The organism is Allonocardiopsis opalescens (assembly GCF_003002095.1).
In the GTDB taxonomy this organism is placed as follows: Bacteria; Actinomycetota; Actinomycetes; order Streptosporangiales; family Streptosporangiaceae; genus Allonocardiopsis; species Allonocardiopsis opalescens.
Genome location: NZ_PVZC01000008.1, coordinates 357,864 through 380,625 on the forward strand (window position 1 = coordinate 357,864; position 22,762 = coordinate 380,625).

The 22,762-nt window shown below is 76.0% G+C and carries 20 protein-coding genes and 1 pseudogene; 13 read left to right on the forward strand and 8 right to left on the reverse strand.

Annotated features, from left to right (window positions below; genetic code table 11):
- Positions 1–194 precede the first annotated feature (194 nt).
- The 4 genes from CLV72_RS25300 (at position 195) to CLV72_RS25315 (ending at position 3,697) form a co-directional block, all read left to right on the forward strand.
- Entirely contained in the window at positions 195–722 is a 528-nt protein-coding gene (locus tag CLV72_RS25300; RefSeq protein ID WP_106251133.1) for a TrmH family RNA methyltransferase, read from the forward strand.
- Complete coding sequence (locus CLV72_RS25305) at positions 715–1,194, forward strand: hypothetical protein (protein ID WP_106251135.1); 480 nt, start codon at positions 715–717, stop codon at positions 1,192–1,194. The genes CLV72_RS25300 and CLV72_RS25305 overlap by 8 nt, the downstream gene beginning before the upstream one ends.
- A gap of 253 nt (positions 1,195–1,447) precedes the next feature.
- Positions 1,448–2,404, forward strand: a complete 957-nt coding sequence (locus tag CLV72_RS32410; RefSeq protein WP_106251138.1) for a DMT family transporter — start codon at positions 1,448–1,450, stop codon at positions 2,402–2,404.
- A 69-nt stretch (positions 2,405–2,473) separates the two neighbouring features.
- Positions 2,474–3,697, forward strand: a complete 1,224-nt coding sequence (locus tag CLV72_RS25315; RefSeq protein ID WP_106251140.1) for a glycosyltransferase — start codon at positions 2,474–2,476, stop codon at positions 3,695–3,697.
- Between the two features lie 28 nt (positions 3,698–3,725).
- Here CLV72_RS25315 and CLV72_RS25320 read toward each other — a convergent pair whose 3' ends face one another.
- A complete protein-coding gene (locus CLV72_RS25320) occupies positions 3,726–6,620 on the reverse strand; it encodes a helix-turn-helix transcriptional regulator (protein ID WP_106251377.1) in 2,895 nt (964 codons plus the stop codon).
- Positions 6,621–6,667: 47 nt separating this feature from the next.
- Complete coding sequence (locus tag CLV72_RS32415) at positions 6,668–6,817, reverse strand: hypothetical protein (protein WP_170141106.1); 150 nt, start codon at positions 6,815–6,817, stop codon at positions 6,668–6,670.
- Between the two features lie 320 nt (positions 6,818–7,137).
- Between CLV72_RS32415 and CLV72_RS34000 the strand changes: the two are divergent.
- A pseudogene (locus tag CLV72_RS34000) lies at positions 7,138–7,560 on the forward strand (LLM class flavin-dependent oxidoreductase); the annotation flags it as partial.
- A 75-nt stretch (positions 7,561–7,635) separates the two neighbouring features.
- Here CLV72_RS34000 and CLV72_RS25330 read toward each other — a convergent pair.
- From CLV72_RS25330 to CLV72_RS25345, 4 genes are read right to left on the reverse strand one after another with little or no spacing between them, the layout of a single operon-like run.
- Complete coding sequence (locus CLV72_RS25330) at positions 7,636–9,246, reverse strand: PH domain-containing protein (protein ID WP_106251144.1); 1,611 nt, start codon at positions 9,244–9,246, stop codon at positions 7,636–7,638.
- Positions 9,243–9,764, reverse strand: a complete 522-nt coding sequence (locus tag CLV72_RS25335) for a PH domain-containing protein (protein ID WP_245930432.1) — start codon at positions 9,762–9,764, stop codon at positions 9,243–9,245. The genes CLV72_RS25330 and CLV72_RS25335 overlap by 4 nt, the downstream gene beginning before the upstream one ends.
- The gene (locus CLV72_RS25340; RefSeq protein ID WP_106251149.1) at positions 9,757–9,990 is read right to left on the reverse strand and encodes a hypothetical protein; all 234 of its coding nucleotides are present in this window, start codon (positions 9,988–9,990) and stop codon (positions 9,757–9,759) included. The genes CLV72_RS25335 and CLV72_RS25340 overlap by 8 nt, the downstream gene beginning before the upstream one ends.
- Positions 9,987–11,243 carry a DUF418 domain-containing protein gene (locus CLV72_RS25345; RefSeq protein ID WP_245930433.1) on the reverse strand — a complete coding sequence of 419 codons (1,257 nt, stop codon included), beginning with the start codon at positions 11,241–11,243 and terminating at the stop codon, positions 9,987–9,989. The genes CLV72_RS25340 and CLV72_RS25345 overlap by 4 nt, the downstream gene beginning before the upstream one ends.
- Before the next feature lie 267 nt (positions 11,244–11,510).
- Between CLV72_RS25345 and CLV72_RS25350 the strand changes: the two genes are divergently transcribed.
- From CLV72_RS25350 to CLV72_RS25365, 4 genes are all read left to right on the forward strand, one after another.
- On the forward strand, positions 11,511–12,761 hold the full coding sequence (locus CLV72_RS25350) for a sensor histidine kinase (protein ID WP_211303110.1): 1,251 nt from the start codon (positions 11,511–11,513) through the stop codon (positions 12,759–12,761).
- Entirely contained in the window at positions 12,751–13,428 is a 678-nt protein-coding gene (locus tag CLV72_RS25355) for a response regulator (RefSeq protein ID WP_106251154.1), read from the forward strand. Before CLV72_RS25350 ends, CLV72_RS25355 begins: the two co-directional genes overlap by 11 nt.
- Positions 13,425–14,918 (forward strand): MFS transporter, encoded by a 1,494-nt coding sequence (locus tag CLV72_RS25360; RefSeq protein WP_245930434.1) that lies wholly within the window; start codon positions 13,425–13,427, stop codon positions 14,916–14,918. Before CLV72_RS25355 ends, CLV72_RS25360 begins: the two co-directional genes overlap by 4 nt.
- 114 nt (positions 14,919–15,032) lie before the next feature.
- Positions 15,033–16,688 carry a catalase gene (locus CLV72_RS25365; protein ID WP_106251157.1) on the forward strand — a complete coding sequence of 552 codons (1,656 nt, stop codon included), beginning with the start codon at positions 15,033–15,035 and terminating at the stop codon, positions 16,686–16,688.
- A gap of 142 nt (positions 16,689–16,830) precedes the next feature.
- Here CLV72_RS25365 and CLV72_RS25370 read toward each other — a convergent pair whose 3' ends face one another.
- Positions 16,831–17,910 carry a GNAT family N-acetyltransferase gene (locus tag CLV72_RS25370; RefSeq protein WP_106251160.1) on the reverse strand — a complete coding sequence of 360 codons (1,080 nt, stop codon included), beginning with the start codon at positions 17,908–17,910 and terminating at the stop codon, positions 16,831–16,833.
- 461 nt (positions 17,911–18,371) lie between these two features.
- On the opposite strand from CLV72_RS25370, the gene CLV72_RS25375 reads away from it, so the two are divergent.
- The 4 genes from CLV72_RS25375 (at position 18,372) to CLV72_RS25390 (ending at position 21,570) form a co-directional block, all read left to right on the forward strand.
- Positions 18,372–19,367: a universal stress protein gene (locus CLV72_RS25375; RefSeq protein WP_170141107.1), complete on the forward strand. Its 996-nt coding sequence runs from the start codon at positions 18,372–18,374 to the stop codon at positions 19,365–19,367.
- A gap of 99 nt (positions 19,368–19,466) precedes the next feature.
- Positions 19,467–20,390 (forward strand): proline dehydrogenase family protein, encoded by a 924-nt coding sequence (locus tag CLV72_RS25380; RefSeq protein ID WP_106251165.1) that lies wholly within the window; start codon positions 19,467–19,469, stop codon positions 20,388–20,390.
- 53 nt (positions 20,391–20,443) lie between these two features.
- Complete coding sequence (locus CLV72_RS25385; RefSeq protein ID WP_106251167.1) at positions 20,444–21,106, forward strand: TetR/AcrR family transcriptional regulator; 663 nt, start codon at positions 20,444–20,446, stop codon at positions 21,104–21,106.
- Positions 21,103–21,570 (forward strand): acyl-CoA thioesterase, encoded by a 468-nt coding sequence (locus CLV72_RS25390; protein ID WP_106251170.1) that lies wholly within the window; start codon positions 21,103–21,105, stop codon positions 21,568–21,570. The genes CLV72_RS25385 and CLV72_RS25390 overlap by 4 nt, the downstream gene beginning before the upstream one ends.
- A gap of 13 nt (positions 21,571–21,583) precedes the next feature.
- Here CLV72_RS25390 and CLV72_RS25395 read toward each other — a convergent pair whose 3' ends face one another.
- Positions 21,584–22,744, reverse strand: coding sequence for a DUF1266 domain-containing protein (locus tag CLV72_RS25395; protein WP_146159558.1), 1,161 nt, complete (start codon positions 22,742–22,744; stop codon positions 21,584–21,586).
- Between the last annotated feature and the right edge of the window lie 18 nt (positions 22,745–22,762).

A 22,762-nucleotide genomic window follows, 5' to 3' on the forward strand; every position in this document is an offset into this window, starting at 1 on the left:
CCGGCGGCCGGGACCGCCCTCGCCGGGGGCGGTCCCGGCCGCTACGCTGGAGGCGGTCCTGTCACCGGCGATGGCACGGGCGCGCCGCGAAGCGCCCCACGCATGACGGCATCCGCACGAATTGTGTCCGCATCCGCAGGGCGGCCGCCCGCCGCCGCTGCCCTCAGCCGCTCGGAGGCCGCCTCCGCCGCCCGATGAGCGGCGCCCGGCCCGCCGCCCGGGTCCGCAGCCGCCGCGAGCTGGCCGCCGCCCGCAGGCGCCGCGCGCACTCCTGCTGGGACCACCTCTACGCCGCCCCGCTGTGGCCGATGCACGGCGCCAACCTCGGTACGCTGCTGCGCACCTGCGACGCCGTCGGCGCCTGCCTGGCCGTGCCCCGCCTGCCGTGGGTGCCCGAGGCGGTGGCGCGCGGCAACACCCTGCGGCGCCGCTCGTGCGTGCACTGGACCGGCGACCAGCTTGACTGGCTGCGGGCCCGCCGCGAGCAGGGGGCGCGGGTGGTGGCGGTGGAGCTGGCCGACGAGGCGGTCCGGCTCGCCGAGCTGCCGCCCGCGCGGCGGCCCACGGTCGTCGTGCTCGGCCATGAGCGCACCGGTGTGCCGCCCGAGGCGCTGGAACTGGTGGACGAGGTGGTGGAGATCCCGATGGTCGGCACCGGGCACAGCCTGAACGTCGCGGTGGCCGGTTCGCTGGTCCTGTACAAGCTGGCCGGCCTTGTCTAGCCGCGCTCCGCTCCAGCGCGCCGCGGCGGCGGAGCGGTCCGCCCCCGCTCGGAAGGCGGATCGCGAGCCCGGCGGCTGGCTGTGCGGCCTCCAGGCGCTGGCGGCGTCGGCCGGGGGCCTGGGCGCCGCCGCGGCGCTCGCCCGGGCGGCCGGCCTGCTCGCCCCGCTGGCCGGTTCCGAGATGGCGGCCGTCACCCTGGTGATGGCCGGGCACGTGCTCGCCTTCGTGCTGGCGGCGCCCGCGGCCACCTGGCTGCTGCTGCGGCTGCTGCGCGCCCCCTCGCCCGGCACCACCCTGGGCCTGGCCGCCCTGCTGGAGGGGGCGATGGTCAGCTGGCTGTCCGCCTTCGGCCACGACCCGCTGGCGCTGTTCGAGGTGGCCGACCACGGGCTGCTGCTGGCCGGCTGGTTGGTCAGCGCGGTCTGCGCCGCGCTGCTGGCCCACTTCGCGCGCTCCCTGGCGGCGGGGTAGTGCTGGCCCCACCCGCAGGTGTCACGCCCGCACCATGTCGCCGCCGGCCCGTCACCCGGGAGACTGCCGGTATGCGAGACGATGACTCCGGACGACGGCACTTTGGTGGTGCCGAGGGCTACGACTTCAGGCGTAGGCCCGTGCCGCCGAACTCCCACCGGGGCGCGACGCGGGACCTTCCGGACACGCGTAGCGTTTCGACGCGGCGGCACGGAGCGGCCGACGGACACGGGGGAGCGGAAAGGGGCGCGCGGTGACCTTGCTCGCGATCGCACTCGCCGTCGTCGGGGCCGGCGGATGCGCGCTGGGCGCGTACCTCCAGCACGGCGCCGTGACCCGCGAGAGCGGTGGTGGCACGCTGGCCGCAGGGGGGATGCTGCGGCTGCTGCGCACCCCGCGCTGGCTGGCCGGCCTGGTCATGTTCGGGGCCGGCACCGGCCTGCACGTCATCGCCGTGCTGTTCGCGCCGCTGACCGTGGTGCAGCCGGTGGGCGTGCTGGCGCTGGCGATCACCGCCGCGCTCGCCGCCCGCGCTGCGGGGGCCCGGCTGCGCCCCGGCCAGATCGGCGCCATCGCCGCCTGCATGGCGGGGGTCGGCCTGTTCGTGACCATCGCGGCGGGCGGCGCCCACGGCGCCGCCTTCGCGCCGGGTGTGGAGTGGCGGGCCGGCCTGCTGGTCGCCGCGGGTGTGCTGCTGGGCGGCGCCACCGCCACGATCGGCCGCGGCCGGCTGCGCTGCCTGGGCTACACCGTCGCGGCGGGTTCGGCCTTCGGCTACGTGCCGGTGCTGCTGAAGGTGACCGCCTTCCACCTGGCCGCCGAGGGCCTGTCCGTCGCCACCCTGCTGCCCGCGGGCGCCATCGTGCTGGCCGCGCTGAGCGGCGGCTGGTTCATCCAGCAGGCCTACGCGAGCGGTCCGCCCGACGTCGTGGTGGCCGGGCTGACCGTCGCCGACCCGATCGTGGCCGTCGGCGTGGGGCTGCTGTTCCTGGGCGAGGGCGCCGCCCTCGATCCCGCGTCCGCGCTGGCGCTGCTCGCGGCGGCCGGACTCGCCGTGGCCGGAGTCGCGGCGCTGGCCCGCCAGCGCTCGGCCACCCTGCCGCCCGGGTCCGACCCCGGCGCCCCGGCCGAGCGGCCCGCGCCGCCGGAGCCGGCGGCGCGCCCGGCGCGCGAGCTGGCGCTCTCGGGCGGTCCCGCTGGTAGGACATGACCATGACCACCCCCGTGCCCGCCGGAGCGGCCCCCGGCCCCAGGCCGGGCAGAAGGAGAGCCTGAGACCGTGACCGACACCGATCCCGCCCGGCGGCTGCGCATCGTCGTCGGCGCCGACACCTACCCGCCCGACGTGAACGGCGCGGCGCGCTACTCGCAGCGGCTCGCCTCGGGCCTGGCCGAGCGCGGGCACGAGGTGCACATGATCTGCCCGGTGGCGCCCCCCGAGCACGCCGACCGGATGCCCGACGGCAAGGACGCGGTGAGGGTGCACCGCGTCCGCTCGCACCGCACTCCGGTGCACCCCACCTTCCGGGTGAGCCTGCCGTGGCAGGCGACCGCCGACGTCCGCGCGCTGCTGACCGAGATCCGCCCCGACGTCGTGCACGTCCAGTCCCACTTCGTGGTGGGCCGGGCGCTGGCCAAGGTCTCCGCCGACCGGCGGCTGCCGCTGGTGGCCACCAACCACTTCATGCCCGACAACCTGGTCGGCTACGTGAACCTGCCCGGCTGGGTGTCGCGGCCGCTGATGCGCTGGGGCTGGCGCGACCTGATCCGGGTCTTCGACCGCGCCCACCTGGTCACCGCGCCCACCGCGAGCGCCACCGCGCTGCTGCACGAGCACGGGCTGGGCCAGCGGGCCGTCCCCGTCTCCAACGGCATCGACATCGACCGCTTCCGGCTGGCCGAGCCCGCGTTCGAGCCCGAGGGCCCCACGATCCTGTTCGTGGGGCGGCTGGACGCCGAGAAGTACGTCGAGGAGCTGATCGAGGCGCTGAGCCTGCTCCCGGCCGAGCTGGGCGCCCGCTTGGAGATCGTCGGCGACGGCGTGGTGCGCGACCGGCTCACCGCGCTGGCCGAACGGCTCGGCCTCGCCGACCGGGTGGTCTTCCGCGGCGTGGTGACCGACGACGAGCTGGCCGAGGCGTACGCCCGGGCGTCGGTGTTCGGCATGCCGGGCCGCGCCGAGTTGCAGAGCCTGGCCACCATGGAGGCGATGGCGGCGGGCCTGCCCGTCGTCGCGGCCGACGCGGTGGCGCTGCCGCACCTGGTGCGGCCGGGCCGCAACGGCTGGCTTTACGAGCCGGGCGACGTGCCCGAGCTGGCCCGCCGCCTCACCCAGGTGCTGTCCGATCCCGAGCTGGCCGCACGCATGAGCGCGGCCGGCCAGGAGATCATCTCCTCCCACGGCACCGGCGCCATGCTGGACACCTTCGAGTCGATCTACCGCTACGTCATCGACCCCGAGGGCCGCCCCTCCCCCGCCGACCTCCTGGCCGCCGCCGGCTGATCCGGGCCGGGCGGCCGCGCCCCGGCCGTCAGCCCAGGCCCAGGTCGCGGGCGCGCACCGCGGCGGCGTGGCGGTTGGAGACCCCCAGCTTGGCCAGCACCTTGGACACGTGCACGCTCACGGTCTTCGCCGAGATCACCAGCCGCTCGGCGATCTCGCGGTTGGTGCGCCCCTGGGCGACCAGGCCCAGCACCTCCGCCTCGCGGGCGGTGAGCCCGGCGGGCGGGGCGGGCGGGCCGCCGGTCCGCGCGCGCACGGCGGCCACCTCGCGGGCCAGCAGGCCGGCGCCGCACGCCTGGGCCAGCTCCGCCGCCTCGGCGAGGTTCCGCTCGGCCTCGGCCGCGGCGCCCAGGGCGTGCCGGGCGGCGCCGAGGGCGGTGAGTGCGCGGATCAGGTCCAGCCGCGCCCCGATCCGGCGGGCCACCGCGACGGCGTCGGCCCAGTGCGGCACCGCGTCGGCGGGGTCCTCGGCGAGCGCGGCGCGCACGGCGTGCGCGCGCAGCAGGCCCATGACGGCGGCGGGCGGCTCGCGCTCGGCCATCTTCCGCACGGCGGCGGCGACCCGGTCGGCCATCGTGCCCAGCCCGGGGTGCGCCGCCGACTCCGCGCGCAGGCGTACCGCCAGTTCGGCGTGCTCGCGCAGCATCCCCCACAGCGGCATGCCGGTCAGCCAGCGCGGCGGCCGCTCCACCACCTCCAGCGAGAGCGCCGCCGCGAGTTCGGGGCGTCCCTCGGCCAGGGCGAGCCGCATCCGGTCGTCGCGGGCCGGCAGGATCTCCAGCGGCGAGGAGGAGCCCTCGGGCAGCAGCCGCAGGTAGGCGTCGACGGACTCGCGCGCCGCGGCCAGCTCGCCCGCGACCAGGTCGAGTTCGGCGGCGCGCTCCAGCAGCCAGGCGCGGGCCAGCGGGCTGTCGGGCTCGGGCACCTCGCGCACCGCGGCGCGCGCCTCCGCCAGGTGTCCGCGCTCCATCAGCGCCACCGACAGCACGCTGCTGAGCATCGCGGCGTGGGTGCGCGCCAGGCCCAGCTCGCGGGCGCGGGCCAGCCCCTCGCGGGCGGTCGCCGCCTGGTCGTCGAAGCGCCCGGCCCGCCACAGCACCGAACCGGTGTTCACGTAGGCGCGCATCTCCACCTGCGGACGGCCAGCCGCCCTGGCCAGCCGCAGCGCCTCTCGCAGCATCCCCAGCGCCGGCTCGGGGTCGGCCCCCTCGTCCAGGGTGGCGAGGGTGATCAGCGCGTCGGCCTCGGTGCGGCCGTCACCGGTGGCGCGGGCCAGCTCCAGCGCCCGCCTGGCGGGCAGGGCGGCCGAGGCGGAGTGGCCGCGCACCATCATGCTGGCGGCCATCGCGGCGTGCACCGCCGCACGCGAGGGGTGCCGGGCGGGCAGGACCTGCCCGGCGGCGGCGAGGTCCTCCAGGGAGCCGTCGCGGCCGCTCTCCTTCAGCGCCTCGCCGCGTGCGTGCAGCAGCCGGCCGATCATGGCGGCGCGGCCGTCGTCGGGCAGCGCGCCCCGGGTGAGCGTGCGCGGGTCCCCGTCGTAGAGCTCTTCCAGTCCCTCGGTCGCGTAGCGGGCCGCGCGGACGGGGTGGCCGGCCGCCAGGGCGGTGCGCGCGGTGCGGTACACCACCTCGGGGCGGCCGTGCCCGACGCGCTCAGGGGCGTCGGGCACCTGGTCCCACAGCTCCAGCACCCGCTCCAGCATCCGCAGCCGCTCCGGGTGGGCCAGCGCGGATGAGGCCGCTTCGGCGGAGCGCCACGCCGCGGACAGCGCCTTGGGCAGGTCGTGGACGGCGTAGGCGTGGTGGGCCAGCTGCGCCGCCGCCTCTGCCTCGGGCACACCGGGCAGCCCCTCGGCCAGCACCTCGGCGTAGCGGCGGTGCGTGCGGGCGCACTCCCCCGGCAGCAGGTCCTGGTAGACGGCCTCGCGGAGCAGGGTGTGCCGGAAGGCGTAGCCGTCGCGCACGACGGTCAGCACATTGGCGTCCACGGCGGCGCGCAGCGCGGCGTCCAGCTCCTCCTCGGGCAGGCCGGCCACGGCGGCCAGCAGGGCGTGCCGCACCGGTTCGCCGCCGGCCGAGACCGCGCCGACCACGCGCCGGGCGGTGCCGTCGAGCCCGCTGGTGCGGCCGAGCAGCAGTTCGCGCGGCCCGTCGGGCACGGGTGTGCGCCCGGTGCCCTGCTCGGCGAGCAGCGACTCCACGAACAGCGGGTTGCCGCCGCTGCGCTCGTACACCAGGTCCAGGGTGCGCGGGTCGAGTCCGCGGCCGCGGATGCCGGCGGCGAGGTCGGCCACCTCGGCGCGCGACAGCGGCGCCAGCTCCAGCCGGCGCACCGGGGGCAGCCGCTCCAGCTCCGGCAGCAGCCGGCGCAGCGGGTGGGTGCGGTGCAGGTCGTCGGCGCGGTAGCTGGCGATCAGCTGGACGGGGGCCCGGCCCAGGTTGCGCAGCAGGAAGACCAGCAGCTCGCGGCTTGAGGCGTCCGCCCAGTGCAGGTCCTCGACGATCACGGTGAGCCCGCCGGGTTCGGCGGCGTGCTCCAGCGCGGTGAGCACCGCCTCGAACAGCCGTGCCCGCCCCTCGGCGGCGCCATCGGGCTGCGGTCCCGGCTCGGGCAGCAGCCGGGCCAGCTCGTGGCGGTCGCCACCGGGCCCGGCCGGGCCGCGCGACAGCTCGCGCAGCACCGCGACGAAGGGCGCGAAGGGCATCCCGTCGGCGCCCAGTTCCAGGCAGCCGCCGGTGACGACCCGGCCCATCGGCGTGCGCGCGGTGTACTCGCGCAGCAGCCGGGACTTGCCGACGCCCGCCTCCCCGGCCACCAGCACGCCGGTGGCGCCGCCACGCCGCGCGTCGTCGCCGTCGTCGAGCAGGGACCGCAGCTCCCGCCCGCGGCCCACGAACACCGTGCTCTGCTCGCGCGCTTCCATGTCCGCCAGCATGCCAGCGCCGACGGCGGCGGTTCCATCCGCGCCGGTCACCGCCGCCGCGCGGCGGGGCGCACATCCCCGTCCGCGCCGGCTCGCCCGCGCCGCTCGGCCTCGCGGACGGCGCGTTCGCGCTCGGCCCGCTTCCTGGCGTCCTGCTGGTAGACGCGGGTGAGCGCGTCCGCCTGCTCCGGCTGCATGGGTCCTCCCCGTGTCGCGGCGGACCGGAGCGGCCCGCCGCAGCCCACGCTGGCGCTAAGGCGGGCGGCGCGGCCATCGGGAGGAAGCCCTAATCACCGCCGCGCCGCCCGGCCCGGCCGGCGCGACCGCCCTAGGGATCGGCCGCGACGCCTCCGTCCGAGCCGCCGCATGCCGTGGGCCGCCGACGGGTGCCGACGCTCTGCGGCTCTGACCGGAGGCTCGGTCTCAGCGCTCCCGGATAGCCTTCGAACGGAAGCGGGATGTCCCACTTGTCCGAGGAGCGGCCGTATGAGGCTCGGCATCGGCGTCAACAGCGGCGGTGGAAGCGTGGACTCCCTGGTCGCCCAGGTGCGCGAGGCCGGGAGGCGGGCTTTGCCAGACGACCTCATGGGACTCGATCATGGTGGCCGCGCCGGCCGCCCGGGAGGTGCCCGGGATCGAGGTCGGCACGGCCGTGGTGCCGACGTACCCCAGGCACCCGCTGGCGCTGGCCGGACAGGTGCTCACCGCGCGGGCCGTCAGTGGGAACGCCTTCACGCTCGGCGTCGGGCCGAGTCACCGCGAGATCGTCGAAGCGGCCTTCGGCCTGTGCTACGAGCGTCCGGCCCGCCATGTGCGCGAGTACCTCAGCGCGCTGGTCCCGCTGCTCAGGGGCGAGGAGGTCGAGTACCGCGGTGAGACGCTCGCGGCCGCCGGCGCGACGGATCTCGTGGTGAGCCCGATCGGAGACGAGCAACCCTGGACCTCCTCCGCCGCTGACGATGCCCGGGACGGCCGTCGGCCCCGGTCGGCGCCGCACCGCGGGGCCGACCGCGGGCTAGCCGGAGCCCTCGGCGCGCCCGGCCGGCCGGGCGTCGGCCAGGAACGGGGCGAGCAGCCCCGGCACCGCCGTGTCGGCGAAGGCCAGGCCCTCGCCGAGGGCGGCGTCGCGGACGCGGTAGGCGCCCTTGCCCGCCGCCGTCGTCGCGGTGACGGTGACCAGGCCGAGCCGGCGTTGCAGCGGTGAGCGCCTGATGGTCCAGCCGATGACGCCGTCGCGGCGGAGCGCGACCGTGCGGCGGGTGTAGGCGCCCGACCTGGTCATCAGGTGCCGCTCGCCCATGCCGTGGCCGAGGCTGCGGTAGGCGCGGCCGGCCAGCGGGACCGCCGCCGCGGCGAACAGCACGGCCAGTGCGGCGGGCAGCCAGCCGGGCACCCAGCCGAGCAGTGCGGCGGCACCCGCCGGGACGGCGCCGAGCAGGATGCCGCCAGCAATCCCCCAGATGCGCCGGTACCGCAGCGCCGCGCGCGGGTGCGGGCGCAGCGGGACGGAGGCCGTCGGCGCGACCGGCAGCTCCAGTACGTCGGCGGCCAGCGCCTGGGCGCGGTCCACCGGGAGCGGCGGGCCGAGCGCGTCGCGCTCGGTCTCGTTGCCGTCCTCGGTCTTGCGCTTGAGCCCGGTGGCCACCGCCTTGAGCTGGGCTCCGCCGCCCCAGCTCAGCGGCAGCGGCTCGGCCAGCTCCACGCCGCGCAGCCGCCGCTCGTCCAGGGTGATCGACCGGGTGGTCAGCAGGCCGTGGCGAGCGCGCAGGGTGCCGCCCGGCTCGCGGGTGAGCCGGTACCCCCACGAGTACTCCACGGCCAGCACGGTGGTCGCCAGCGCGCCGAGCGCCAGCAGCACCAGCGCGACCAGCGGGAGGCCGACCCACGGCGATCCCACCGCCCAGCCGAAGGCGGCGCGCACCGGCCCGACGCCCATCAGCACCTCGACGGGGTTGCCGCCGAACTCGGAGGCGATCCGGAAGACGCCGCCCACGGCGGCGGCGGGCAGGCCCACGGTCCAGGCGGTCAGCGGCGCGAGCCGCAGCCAGCCCCAGTCCATCCGCAGCAGGGTGGTCTCGGCGGGCGGCGGGGCGGCCGGGTCGGCGGCGCCGTCCCCGGGCGCGGTGCGGCGCAGCAGCAGCGCGCGCAGCCGCTCGGCCTCGGCGGCGGGCACCGAGTCCAGCTTCAGCTCGTCGCTCGCGTCGCCCTGCTGCCCGGTGCCGACGACGACCATGGTGACGCCGAAAACGCGCGAGACCAGGTCGGCCGTCAGGTCGACGCTGCGGACCCGCTCGCGGGCGATGGAGCGGTGGCTGCGCACCAGGACGCCCGAGCGCAGCTCCAGCCGCTCCCCGGTGACCCGGTAGCGGGTGGCCCGGCAGCGCAGCGCCTCGAAACCGGACACGGCGCCGGTGATCAGGACGACTCCGCCGATGACCAGCGCCGCGAGGGCCCAGGTCGGCAGGGCGGTGAACGAGAGGCCGTACCACAGGCCCGCGCCGCCGCCCGCGGTCGCACCGCCGACCCAGACCACGGTCACCCCGACCGTCCCCGCGTTGGCCAGCGGCAGCCACCGCGCGCCGTTCGTCTCCGCCCGCTTGGGCGCGGCGGGCCGCGCGGCGGTCATGTCGCGTCCCCGGGAGCCGCCTGGGCGGTCTCGGTCAGCCGCCGCACCAGCTCGCGGGCGAGCGCGTGGTCGAGCCCGTCGATGCGGACGGCGCCCGCCGCCGAGGCGGTGGTGACGGTCACACTGGACAGCCCGAACCGCCGCTGCACCGGCCCCCGCACGGTGTCGACGGTCTGGACCCGCGACATCGGCGCGATCCGCCACTCCTGCCACAGCCAGCCCGTCGCCGTGTACACCGCCTCGTCGGTGACCTCCCAGCGGTGCACGCGGTGCCGCCAGACCGGCATCACGGCCGCGTAGACCGCGCCGAGCACGGCCAGCACGGCGGCCGCGGCCAGCGCCCAGGTGCCCCACGCGCCGGGCAGCAGCCATCCCCCGACCGCGGGCACCGCGGCCGCCGGGACGGCGATGAGCAGCGCCTGCGTCCGCCACCAGCCGACCGCCCGCGGGTCCGACGGGTGGCGCGGCGGCCGCAGCCGCGGCTCGGCGGCCGGGCCCGGCATCGTCGTCTCACTCATGGCCTTCCTCCTCCTTGCGACCGCCCCGCCCGCTGACGGTGGCGGTTCCCGCGAGCACCAGACCGAGCACGGCCAGTACAACACCGGCGGGGATCTCGTAGCCGCGCAGGAACTCGACATGGTTGACCAGGAACCAGCTCGGCCCGTCGCCCGCCAGCCGGTTGACGACACCCCCGACGCCCTGGGCCACCAGCAGCACACCGACCAGTCCGACGATCTCCTTCATCGCGCCACTCCCATCTGCTCGGTCTCGGTCCCCGCGCCCGGCCCGGACGGCGGCCGCGCTCGGCCGCGCCGCTGGGGCGCCAGGTAGGCCCAGTGCCAGGCCAGTTCGAGCGGGCCCCGCTCGAAGCGCCGCAGCCACCAGCTCGCCAGCAGCAGCTGCAGCACGCAGATCGCCGCCCAGGCCGCGAGCACCCACCAGGGCCGCCAGTCGGCCAGCGTCGCGGCCAGGCCGAGGCCCCAGCCGTAGCAGAGCACCGAGGCGATCACGTTCTGGCCCACGTAGGAGCTGAGCGCGGTGCGCCCGACGGCGCCGAGCGCCCGGCGGACCGGACCCGGGCCGCGGCGGCTCCGCAGCACCAGCGCGGGCACCAGGCCGAGCAGGCCGAGCGCCACCAGCGGCGCGCACAGGTAGCGGTCGGCCAGGAACCAGTCCGGGCCGAGCAGGCTGGTGGCCAGGTTGGCCGGGACGCCGATGCCGAGCCCGAGCGCCATCAGCCGGCGGCGCAGCCGTGCCCCGCCCACGGTGTCGGCCAGCACGCCCGCGCGGTGCAGCCGGGAGCCGGCCAGGAAGAGCACGATGCCGAGCGGCACGATGAAGACGCTCTCGGACCGGTACACCAGCACCTCGCTCAGCCGCACCGCGACCTGCTCCGGGTAGCCGCCGTGGGCGTACAGCCCCACCAGCGGCTCCGGCGTCTCCCGGACGCTGTCGGGCAGCACGACCAGGGCGGCGGTGAGCAGCGAGATCGAGGCCAGGTGCAGCACCGCCGCCACGCCCGCCCAGGCGCCCACCACCAGGGCCCGCCGCCCGATCAGGTAGGCGACCAGCATCGACACGACCGCGTAGCCCATCAGCACGTCGAACTCGAAGACGAGCACGAAGTGCAGCACGCCCTCGGTGAACAGCAGCGCGGCCCGCCACAGGTACCAGCCCGGCCAGCGCCGGCCCCGGCGCAGCGCCGACCGGTACTGGAGCTCCAGGCCGATGCCGAACAGCAGGGTGAGCAGGGCCAGGAACTTGCCGTTGGCGAGGAACCGCAGCACGGTCTCGGCGGTGCCCGCCACGGAGTCGGGGGCGGGCAGCCCCGCCAGGAAGCCGGCCGGTCCGTCCGGGTCGGTGAAGATCCAGATATTGGTGCCCAGCGTGCCCAGGATGGCCACGCCGCGCAGTACGTCCAGCGCGTCGATGCGCCGCCCGCCGCCCTGCTCCGCCGCTCGCGGTCGCCCGGTCGGGGCGGTGCCGTCGTTCGGCACGGTGGCCGCCTCCTCGCTGTGCCCGGCGGGGGATCCCGTCCGCTGTGGCGCGGCGGGTCCGGGTCGGCCCGCCGGCCGCCGCGGACCGGTCGTCCGCGACGGCTCCATTCCAGCCGGACGGGCCCGGGGCGCGGCAGGGCGCTTGGTCGGTGATCGGGGCGCCGGGCCGGGCGGAACAGCGGTGCGCCGTGCGACTTTCGTAGGGTGCCCGGTGGCGAAGGGATGGTGATCGGCGCCTTCGCCGGTCCGGCTGGGTAGCGTGGAGCCGTGCAGCGCCCGTCCTGGCGGTGGAACCGGTCGACCGCGACCGACCTCGTCCTCACGCTCGTCATCGTCACGGCAGAGCTGGTGTTCAGCGTGACGGGCATCCTGTGGCGCCCCGACCCCACCAGCGACCCGGTCGCCCCCACCTTCGTCAACCTGACCATGGTCGCCTCCGCCGCGCTGCTGCTCGTCCGGCGCACCCGGCCGCTGCTGGTCTGCCTGGCGGCGGTCGCGTCGACCTCGGCGCTGGCGGCGCTGCTGACGGCCCTGCCCGCGTCGCTGTGGCTGCCCGGCACCGATATGGCCGACCAGCTGTGGACCCCGCTGGCGGTGCCCTTCGCGTGCTACGCCGCGATCCGCTACTCCCGCGACCGGTGGGCGGCCTGGGCGCTGGTCGCGGTGCTGACGCTCCTGCTGGTCCGCCCCTGGAACTTCTATCCCACCGTGTCGATCAGCGCGCTGATGTTCACCGCCTTCCCCGCGCTGCTGGGCATGTACGTGGGGGCGCGGCGCCGCCTGGTGGACGCGCTGACGGAGCGGGCCGAGCGCGCCGAGCGCGAGCAGCACCTGCTGGCCGAGCAGGCCAGGGCCGACGAGCGGGCCCGGCTGGCCGGCGAGATGCACGACATCGTCAGCCACCGGATCAGCCTGATGGTGCTCCAGGCCGGGGCGCTGCGGATGAGCGCCGGCGACCCCGGCATCCGGCAGGCCGCCGAGGACCTGCGCGCCTCAGGCGCGGAGGCGCTGCACGAGCTGCGGGAGCTGGTGGGTGTGCTGCGGGCGCCGGAGCGGACCGGCGGGGACGAGGCCGCCGCGGCCGATCCCGACGGGCCCGCCGTGCCCGACCTGTCGGCGCTGGTCGCCGAGTCGGAGTCGGTGGGGGTGCCGGTGGAGCTGGTCGAGGAGGGCGATCCCTCGCGGGCGTCGGGCGTGGTCGGCAGGACCGCGTACCGCATCGTGCAGGAGTCGCTGACCAATGTCCGCAAGCACGCCCCCGGTGCCCGGGTGCGGGTCGGCGTGCGGCACATGGGCGACCGGGTCCGGCTGACCGTCCGCAACGCCCCGCCCACCGCCGCCGCCGACCCGGCGCTGACCGCCAGCGGTTCGGGCAGCGGCCTGCTCGGGCTGCGCCAGCGCGTGGAGCTGGTCGGCGGCACCCTGCGGGCCGGCCCGGCCGACGACGGCGGCTTCGAGGTCGACGTGACCCTGCCCGCCTACGTCCCGACCGCGGAAGACCCCGCCCATGCCCGCTGACCCGCGCACCGGCCCGATCAGGGTCGTCATCGTCGACGACGAGCCGATGGTCTGCGCCCACCTGCGCACCATCCTCGGCTCGGCCGGCGACATCGAGGTGGCCGCCGTCGCCAATGACGGCGCCGAGGGCGTCGAGGCGGTGGTCCGCCACCAGCCCGACGTGGTGCTGATGGACCTGCGCATGCCGGTGGTCGACGGCCTCACCGCGATCGACCGGATCAAGCGGCTGCCCGGCGCCCGCCCGGCCGTGGTGGTGCTCACCACCTTCGACGCCGACGCCTACGTGGTGCGGGCGCTGCGCGCCGGAGCGGCGGGCTTCCTGATCAAGTCCACCCCGCCCGAGGACCTGATCGGCCTGGTGCGGGTGGCGGCCGACGGCCACACTGTGCTGTCGGCCGAGGCGACCCGGCGGCTGGTCGCCGCCTCCGCGCACGAGCAGGCGGCCAGGGATCGGGCCAGGGCGCTGGTGGCGGAGCTGACCGAGCGCGAGGTGGAGGTGCTGACCTGCCTCGGCGAGGGGCTGAGCAACGCGCGAATCGCCGCGCGGCTGCACCTGAGCGAGGCCACCGTGAAGGGATATGTTTCCCGCATGCTCATCAAGCTCGACTGCGCCAACCGCACCCAGGCGGGCCTGGTCGCCTACGACGCCGGCCTGGTGTCGCGGTGATCGCCTGGGGGACCCCGGCGGCCCGCTGGGTGCTGCTGGCCACCATCACCGGTTCCGGGCTGGCCTTCATGGACGCCAGCGCCGTCAACGTGGCGTTGGAGCCCATCGGCGAGGACCTGCACAGCGAGATCGACGGCCTGCAGTGGACGCTCAACGCCTACACGCTGATGCTGGCCGCGCTGATCCCGCTGGCCGGCTCGCTGGCCGACCACTTCGGCCGGCGGCGCATCTTCGTCTTCGGCGTGGTGTGGTTCGCGGCGGCGTCGGCGATGTGCGGTTTCGCGCCGTCCATCGAGGCGCTGATCGCCTTCCGGGCGCTGCAGGGCGTCGGCGGGGCGCTGCTCACCCCGGGCAGCCTGGCCATCCTGCAGTCGTCCTTCGAGCCGCGCGACCGGGCGCGGGCCATCGGCGCCTGGTCGGGCCTGTCGGGCATCGCCGCCGCGGCCGGGCCGCTGATCGGCGGCCTGCTCATCGACGCGCTGAGCTGGCAGTGGATCTTCTTCGTCAACCTGCCGCTGGCCGCGCTGGTGGTGTACGCGGCGCGGCACGTGCCCGAGACGCGCGACCGCGACGCCGTGCCCGGTTTCGACGTGGCCGGCGCCGTGCTGCTCGCGCTCGGGCTGGCCGCCACCACCTGGGCGCTGACCACCGCGGGCGAGCAGCGGCTGTCGGCCGAGGTGCTGGTGGTGCTGGCGGCGGGCGTGGTGCTGCTGGTCGTCTTCACCCTCGTGGAGGCGCGCAGCCCGCATCCGATGCTGCCGCTGCGGCTGTTCCGGGCCCGGCAGTTCACCGGCGCGAACCTGGTCACCGTGGCGGTGTACGCGGCGCTGAGCGGCATGATGTTCCTGACCGCCGTCTACCTGCAGCAGATCGCCGGCTTCTCGGCGGTGGCGGCCGGCGCCGCGATGCTGCCGGTCACCGTGCTGATGTTGGTGCTGTCGTCGCGGGCCGGGGCGCTGGCCGAGCGGATCGGGCCGCGGCTGCCGATGACGCTGGGGCCGGTCGTGATGGCCTGCGGCTTCCTGCTGCTGCTGCGGGTCGGCCCGGACCTGTCCTATCTGACCGTGGTGCTCCCCGCCATGATCGTCTTCGGGCTCGGCCTGTCCCTGACGGTCGCGCCGCTCACCGCCACCGCGCTGGCCGCCGTCGAGGACCGCTACAGCGGGATCGCGTCGGGGGTGAACAACGCCGTGTCGCGCGGCGCCGGGCTGCTGGCCGTGGCGGTGCTGCCGGCCGCGTCCGGCCTGGGCGGCGACGCCTTCCGCGACCCGGCCGCGTTCACGGCCGGCTTCCACGCCGCGATGGCGGTCTGCGCGGGGCTGCTGGTGCTCGGCGGGGTGCTGGCCTTCGTCACGATCCGCGACCGGCTGGCCCCGCCGGAGCCGCCGGCCGCGGCCCGCCGCCCGCAGCGCACCGTGCACTGCGCCGTCGACGGTCCGCCGCTGGAGCGCCCGCGCGGCGCCGAGCCGGCCGCACCTCCCACCGACTGACCAGGCCACAGGCGGTCCGACCGCCGTTTACCGGTCCCTTAACGCGGGGTAGCGGTGGCCACCGCGGCCGCCCCGGCCGCGACCCGACGCAGCCAGGAGAGGGACGCCACCGCCATGACCCATGCGCCGAGCCCGGGACCGGGCGCCGGGGACCGCCCGACGCTGACCAACCGGCAGGGCCACCCCGTGCACGACAACCAGAACCAGCGGACGGTGGGGCCGCGCGGGCCCGCCACCCTGGAGAACTACCAGTTCCTGGAGAAGATCAGCCACTTCGACCGCGAACGGATCCCCGAGCGGGTGGTGCACGCCAGGGGCGCCACCGCGTTCGGCTACTTCGAGTCCTACGGTGCCTGGGGCGAGGAGCCCATCGAGCGCTACACCCGCGCCCGCCTGTTCAGCGGCCGCGGCAAGCGCACCGAGATCGCGCTGCGCTTCTCGACCGTCATCGGCGGGCGCGACTCCGCCGAGACGGCCCGCGACCCGCGCGGCTTCGCGGTCAAGTTCTACACCGAGGACGGCAACTGGGACCTGGTCGGCAACAACCTGGCCGTGTTCTTCATCCGGGACGCGATCAAGTTCCCCGACGTCATCCACGCGCTCAAGCCCGACCCGGTGACCTTCCGGCAGGAGCCCAACCGCATCTTCGACTTCATGTCGCAGACGCCCGAGAGCATGCACATGCTGGTCAACCTGTTCAGCCCGCGCGGCATCCCGGCCGACTACCGGCACATGCAGGGCTTCGGCGTCAACACCTACAAGTGGGTGAACGAGCGCGGCGAGACCCACCTGGTCAAGTACACCTGGATGCCCAAGGCGGGCGTGCGCAGCATGACGGAGGCCGACGCAGCCGCGATCCAGGCCGAAGAGCTCGGCCACGCCACCCGCGACCTGCGCGAGGCCATCGACCGCGGCGACTTCCCCGAGTGGGAGCTGCTGGTGCAGATGATGTCCGACGACGAGCACCCGGAGCTGGACTTCGACCCGCTGGACGACACCAAGACCTGGCCGGAGCAGGACTTCCCGCCCAGGCCGGTGGGCCGGATCGTGCTCGACCGCAATGTGCGCGACAACTTCGCCGAGAACGAGCAGATCGCCTTCGGCACCGGCGTGCTGGTGGACGGGCTGGACTTCTCCGACGACAAGATGCTGGTCGGCCGCACCTTCTCCTACAGCGACACCCAGCGGCACCGCGTCGGCCCCAACTACCTCCAGCTGCCGGTGAACCAGGCCAGGGCGGCGCGGGTGCGCACCAACCAGCGCGACGGCCAGATGACGTACTACGTGGACGAGGGCGGCGAGAACCCGCACGTCAACTACGAGCCGTCCATCACCGGCGGGCTGTACGAGGACGGCGGCCCGGGCCACGACGAGCAGGGTCCGCTGCTGAGCGGCCGGCTCACCCGGGCCCGGATCCCGCGCACCAACGACTACCTGCAGGCGGGGCAGCGCTACTGCCTGATGGAGCCGTGGGAGCGCGACGACCTGGTGCACAACTTCGTCTCGCAGCTGGGCCGGTGCGACCGGCCGATCCAGCGGCGGATGGTGTGGCACCTGCTGCTGGTCGACGACGACCTCGGGCTGCGCGTGGGCGACGGCCTGGGCATCGGCCCCGAGGACGTGTCCGACCTGGAGCCGCTGCCGAACCAGCGGCTGACCGACGAGGACCGAGCCCGCCTGGCCCGGCTGGGCAAGAACGGCTCGCGCGACGTCACCGGCCTGACCATGACGCACTGCGTGCCCAACGAGCGCGCCCGGACCCGTCCGTGAGCCGCCGCGGAGCGGACTGAGCGGGGCGGGCGGGGCCGGAGTGGCCCCGCCCGCCGCCGCTTCCGCACGGCCCCGGGGAGCCGGCCCGTCCGTCCCGCCTGCGGACGGCCGCGCCTCCGGGGCCGGTCTGCGCGCCCGGCCGCTACACCATCTGGCGCAGGTCGGTGACCGAGGGCGTGTCGGCGGTGCCGGTGACCGGGAAGCGCACCTCCAGGGCGAGGTCGGGCAGCTCGGTGACGGTGCCGCCCATCCGGGCGGCCGCGCGCTGGGTCTCGCGGTCGTCGGCGGCCACGGTCATCCGCACCTCGGCCAGCCCCCAGCTCCTGGCGATCTCCAGCGCCAGCTGGACCAGGCGGGTCGCCACGCCCAGCCGCCGCCAGCGCTCCTCCATCATCACGGCGACCTCGCCGATCCCGGAGTCGGAGGTGTACATCAGGTGGGCGAGGCCGATGAGCACGGACTCGTCGGCCGACCACACCGCCAGGCTGGTGCCGCGGCTGCGGTCGCACAGCACCTCCAGCAGCCGCGGGCTGAGCCGCTCCAGTGCGGCGAAGCCGGGCAGGGTGCGCCCGTCGGCCGCGCAGCGCTGGTGCAGCTCCTGCACCTCGGCGAGGTCGGTGACGTCCACCTGCCGCACCACCAGGTTGGTGCTGCGGTTCAGCTTCAGCTGCCGCTCGCTCAGCGAGGAGGTGGTCGGCGGCAGGATGGAGCGGACCAGGGCGTCGGCCCTGGCCGCCTCGGTGAAGGTGAACGGGAGCCCGAGGCGGCGCAGCCGCACCGCGCGCAGGTGGCCCACCGGCACCACCAGCACGGTGCGGTCGGCCTCCTTGGCCGCTCCGGCGGCGCTCACGCTCACCTCGTCGGGCTGGGTCCACGACGCCTCGTCGGCGTGCAGCAGCTCGGCGAGGACGTCGGGCAGGGTCGCCGGGGCGCTGCGCACGCGGGCGGCGAGCAGCAGGGCGCGGGTCGGCTCGTCGACCAGTTCGCCGAGTCCCGCCGACACGGCCACGGCGGACCAGTCGTCGGGTGCCGCACGGACCGCGTCGACCAGCTCCTCCTGGCCGTGCGGTGTGGACACCAGGATCTCGTCGACGACGCCGTCGGCGTCGACCTGGACGGACATGCCGAGGATGTTGCCCTCGGCCGCGGCCACCGCCTCGCTCAGCCGGGCCAGCTGGCCCGGCCGGTCCTCAACGTGTACCCGCAACCGCCACAGCGACATGGGTCTCCCTCCGTAGGGTCCGCCGCGGACGTGCGGCGGACCACCCGAACCGGCTCACGCGTGCGTCGGGCGTCCGGGGTGCGTCCCCGGGGCTGAGGCGACCTGGCGGTCCGCTGACGCGGGCCGCCGCAGGCGCGTCGGCTCGCATCGTCCGCCACGGCGCTGTGACGGGCGGCGGCCCGACATCGGCGACGACACTCTCACCTTGTCGTGCGGCCGTTTCGGTCCTGGGTCCCTTGTGTCACGGCGAGGTTAAGCCGCTTGACCAGGCGTTATTCCGCACAGAGATCATTCGGTCACCTACCGTTCGCAGGCCGGCCGGCGGTGTCCGGCCCCGGGCGCCCCACGCGCCGCCGCGGCACATGGCCGCCGCGGCGCCGGGTATGCGCGCAGGTGGAGGGCCCGTGGCGCCTGGGGGCAGGCGGACGCGGGCGGAGCGGAGCGACTCGGGGGGCGAGGTCATGGAGGGGACGCGGAGCGGTGGGGAGGCCGAGGGCGGACCGACCGCGGGCGCGGTCACCGTCGGGGTGGACGGCTCGCCCGCGAGCGGGCACGCGCTGGACTGGGCGGCCGAGGAGGCGCGGCTGCGGGGGGCGCGGCTGCACGTCGTCCACGCGCTGGCGCTGCCGCTGCTGGCCGCGGCGCCGTTCGCCGGGCCCAGGACACTGCCGCCGACGGAGCGGATGGCCGAGCACGCCGCCGAGGTGGTCGACGGCGCGCTGCGGCGGGCCGCCGCCGTGGCCCCCGGCGTGGTGACCGAGAGCTCGGTCTCGCCGCAGTCGGCCTCGGCGGCGCTGCTGGAGCTGGCCGAGCACAGCGCGCTGGTGGTGGTGGGCAGCCGAGGGCTGGGCGCCTTCGCCTCGATGCTGGTCGGCTCGGTCAGCATCCGGATGGCGGCGCACTCCCCCTGCCCGGTGGTGGTCGTGCCGCCGCCGCCCGAGGGGGAGCCGCCGCGGGAGCGCCGGGGCCGGGTGGTGGCCGGGGTGCACGGCGGCGAGCACGACGCCGACCTGCTGCGCTTCGCCTACGCCGAGTCGCGGCGGCGCGGGGCCGAGTTGGTGCTGCTGCACGCCTGGCGGCTGCCGGTGGCGGTGGATCCGATGATGCTCGCCGTGCCGAGCATCGACATGGACCCCGAGGTGCTGACGGCGCGGGTGCGCGAGTACGTCGAGGAGGGCATGGAGCCGTTCCGCGCGGAGTTCGCCGACGTGCCCACCGAGATCCGGGTCGAGCAGGCCGAGGCGTCGCGCGCGCTGGTCGAGGCGGCCGAGCAGGCCGACCTGCTGGTGGTGGGCTCGCGGGCCCGGGGCAATCTGCGCGGATTGGTGCTGGGCTCGGTGAGCCAGTTCGCGTTGCGGCACGCGCCGTGCCCGGTGGCGGTGCTCCGGCGCCACGGCGACGGGCCTCCCCCGGGCCCGCAGCGGCTCGGCGGCGCGGGGGCGCGCCCGGCAGGCTGAGCGCTGCGGCGGCCGCGCCGCGCGCACCGGCCCCGCCCGGGCCTACCATCCTGGTCACGGGCGCGATCCGCCCCATCCGAGGACCAGGAGGACCCACCCATGCTCCGCACCGCTCTGCTGGCCGCGGGCCAGTCCGCCGCGATCCGGCGCGCCGTCGAGACCCTGCCGCTGAGCCGTTCCGTGGTGAACAGGTTCGTGGCCGGCTCCCACCTGGACGACGCGGTCCGCGTCAGCTCCGCGCTGGCCGCCGACGGCCGACACGTCACCCTCGACTACCTGGGCGAGGACACCCTCGACGCCGACCAGGCCGAGGCGACCGTCGCCGCATACGAGGCGCTGCTGGCCGCGCTGGGCGAGCGCGGGCTGGGCGAGCGCGCCGAGGTGTCGGTGAAGCTGTCGGCCGTCGGCCAGCGACTGCCCTACGACGGCGAGAAGATCGCCCTGGACAACGCCCGCCGCATCTGCGCCGCGGCCGAGGCGGCCGGCACCACGGTCACCCTGGACATGGAGGACCACACCACCACGGACTCCACCCTGGACATCCTGCGCGCGCTGCGCGAGGACCACCCGGGCACGGGCGCGGTCCTCCAGGCGTACCTGCGGCGCACGGAGGACGACTGCCGGGCGCTGGCCGCGGCCGGCTCGCGGGTGCGGCTGTGCAAGGGCGCCTACGCCGAGCCGGCCCGCGTCGCCTTCACCACCCGCGCCGAGGTGGACCGCTCCTATGTGCGCTGCCTGCGGGTGCTGCTGGCCGGCGAGGGCTACCCGATGATCGCCACCCACGACCCCCGGCTGGTCGCGATCGCCGCGAGCCTGGTCCGCCGGTACGGCCGCTCCCCCGGCGACCACGAGTTCCAGATGCTGTACGGCATCCGCGACGACGAGCAGCGGCGGCTGGCCGCGGCCGGCTCGACGGTGCGGGTCTACGTGCCCTACGGCGAGGAGTGGTACGGCTACTTCATGCGCCGGCTGGCCGAGCGCCCCGCCAACCTGGCCTTCTTCCTGCGGGCCCTGGTGCGCTGAGCGTCACAGTAATTCAATACGACCGGTCGGTCGTATTGTGCTAGCGTCGTGCCGTGACCGAGGAACCGACCACCGCGCACCGCCCCGACGGCCGCCGGCTGCGCGGCGAGCGCACCCGCGCCGCCGCGCTGGACGCGGTGGTCGCGCTCGCCTCCGTCGACGGCCTCAGCGGCGTCTCACTGGCGCGGCTCGCCGACGAGCTGGGGGTGAGCAAGTCCGGCCTGTTCGCGCACTGGCGCGACAAGGAGCAGCTCCAGCTGGACGCGGTCGAGCGGGCCCGGCGGATGTGGATCGACGAGGTGTGCCGCCCGGCGCTGGCCGAGCCGCGCGGCGTGCGCCGCCTGTGGGCCGCGCACCAGGCCCGGATGGACTTCTACCTGGCCGAACGGCTGCCCGGCGGCTGCTTCTTCGCCGCCGTGCTGGCGGAGTTCGGCGACCGGCCCGGGCCGGTGCGCGACCGGATCACCGAGGCGATCGCCGCCTGGCTCGCCTTCCTGGCCCGGCTGGCCGCCGAAGCCGTGGCCGAGGGCCAGCTGCGTCCCGGCACCGACGTCGAGCAGCTGGCCTTCGAGATCGACGCCCTCGGCCTCGCGGCCGTCACCAACTCGCGCGTCATGGACCGCAGCGTCCTGACCGTGCGCTGCCGGCGCGCCGTGCTGGACCGGCTGCGCGCCCACTGCACCGATCCGTCACTACTCCAGGAGGAACCCGCATGACGCTCCCCACCGCGGCGCCCGAGGCGTCCGGCGCCGGGCTGCAGGGCTGGACCGAGCCGGTCCAGGTCCACTTCGACGACCTCGACGCCATGGGCATGGTGCACAACGCGCGCTACCCGCTGCTCCTGGAGCGGGCGCTGATGACGTACTGGACCGCTCACGGCTGGTCCAGCGACCCGGGCCGCTCCGCCTTCGAGGACGTGTTCCTGGCCGTGCGCGAGTTCACCATCACCTACCACGTGCCGATCGCGGCGGCCGGCACGATCGGGGTGCGCTTCTGGATCGACCGCCTGGGCAACACCAGCGTGGTCTACGGCTTCCAGGTGCTGTCGGCCGACGGCGCCACGGTGCACGCGGAGGGGCGCCGCGCCCAGGTCAGGATCGACCCGGCGACGCTGCGGCCGCAGCCGCTCAGCGAGCGGCTGCGCGAGCTGGCGCGGCCGCTGGTGCGCACCGCGGCCTGAGCGGCCCCGGCCGCTAGTAGGCGATGTGCCGCCAGGGGCTCTCGGCCTCGTCGACCAGCAGCCGGTGCGCGAGGAGCGAGTCGGTGTAGCGCTCGCCGAACTCGCCGTTGTCGAAGTGCAGCATCCGGCCGAGCACGTACCCGGCCGAGAAGTCCAGCCACGAGGTGTAGCGGGCGTGGCAGAGCGCGCCCGCCCGCAGCACCAGCTGCTCGGCGGTGGCGCGGTCGCACAGCTGCGCGGCCAGCCCCCACCGCGCGACGCTCACCGCCCGGCCGTAGTCCCAGCCGTGCACGCTGCGCACGTAGGCGTTCGGCAGAAGCAGGCCGTCGGCGCGGAAGCGCTCCTCGTACCGCAGGATCAGGTCGGCGACCACCAGGTACTGCTGCTTGCGCTCATACGGCAGCCGCTCGGCGCGGCACCACTCCACCAGCGCGTCGCGCAGGGTGCGCTCGTCGACCGGGCGGCCCCACTGCCGGACCAGCCCGTCGCGCAGGTCCAGCACGGCGCTCGCCCCCGGCACGCCCGCCTTGTCGTCCAGCAGCGAGGCCATCACGGCCTGCCACTCCTCGCGGCTGCTCACGCCCCAGTCGTCGCGCAGCACGGTCACATCGGTGACGTAGCTGGTGAAGGTGGTGCGCAGCACGTTCCACGGCGCCTCGTTGAGCACGGCCAGCGGCGCGCCGAAGGCGAGGGCGTGCGCCATCGGGCCGTAGAGGTGGCCGGTGCGCACCGTGACCAGGCGGTTGCCGTGGTCGGCCAGTGGGCGGACGCGGTGGGCGTTGGCGCGCACCCAAGCGGCCAGCTCCACGGAGCGGAAGCGGGTCTCCACCGGGGTGCCGGGGTTCACCACCAGCCACCACTCGTACTCCGGCCAGCCCTCCCCCACCCACTTCACCGTGCACATGTCGTACACGAGGGCGTTGGGGCCGTAGGTCGCCTCGGGCAGGTAGCCGCGGGTGTAGACGTCCATCACGGTGTAGGGGCCCTCGGCGCGGGTGACCCTGTTGTAGCCGGTGCGGTGGCCGGACACCACCTGGTCGGCCTCGTCCTTGCGGATCGGCATGTACAGCTCCGCACCGGCCAGCACGGAGAGGTATCCGCCGAGGTCGCCCCGGGCCCGGGCGTGGTAGAGCTGCTCTTCGACCACGGTCGGCGCCTGCCACCCTGCTGCCACGATCTCCGGACACCTCCG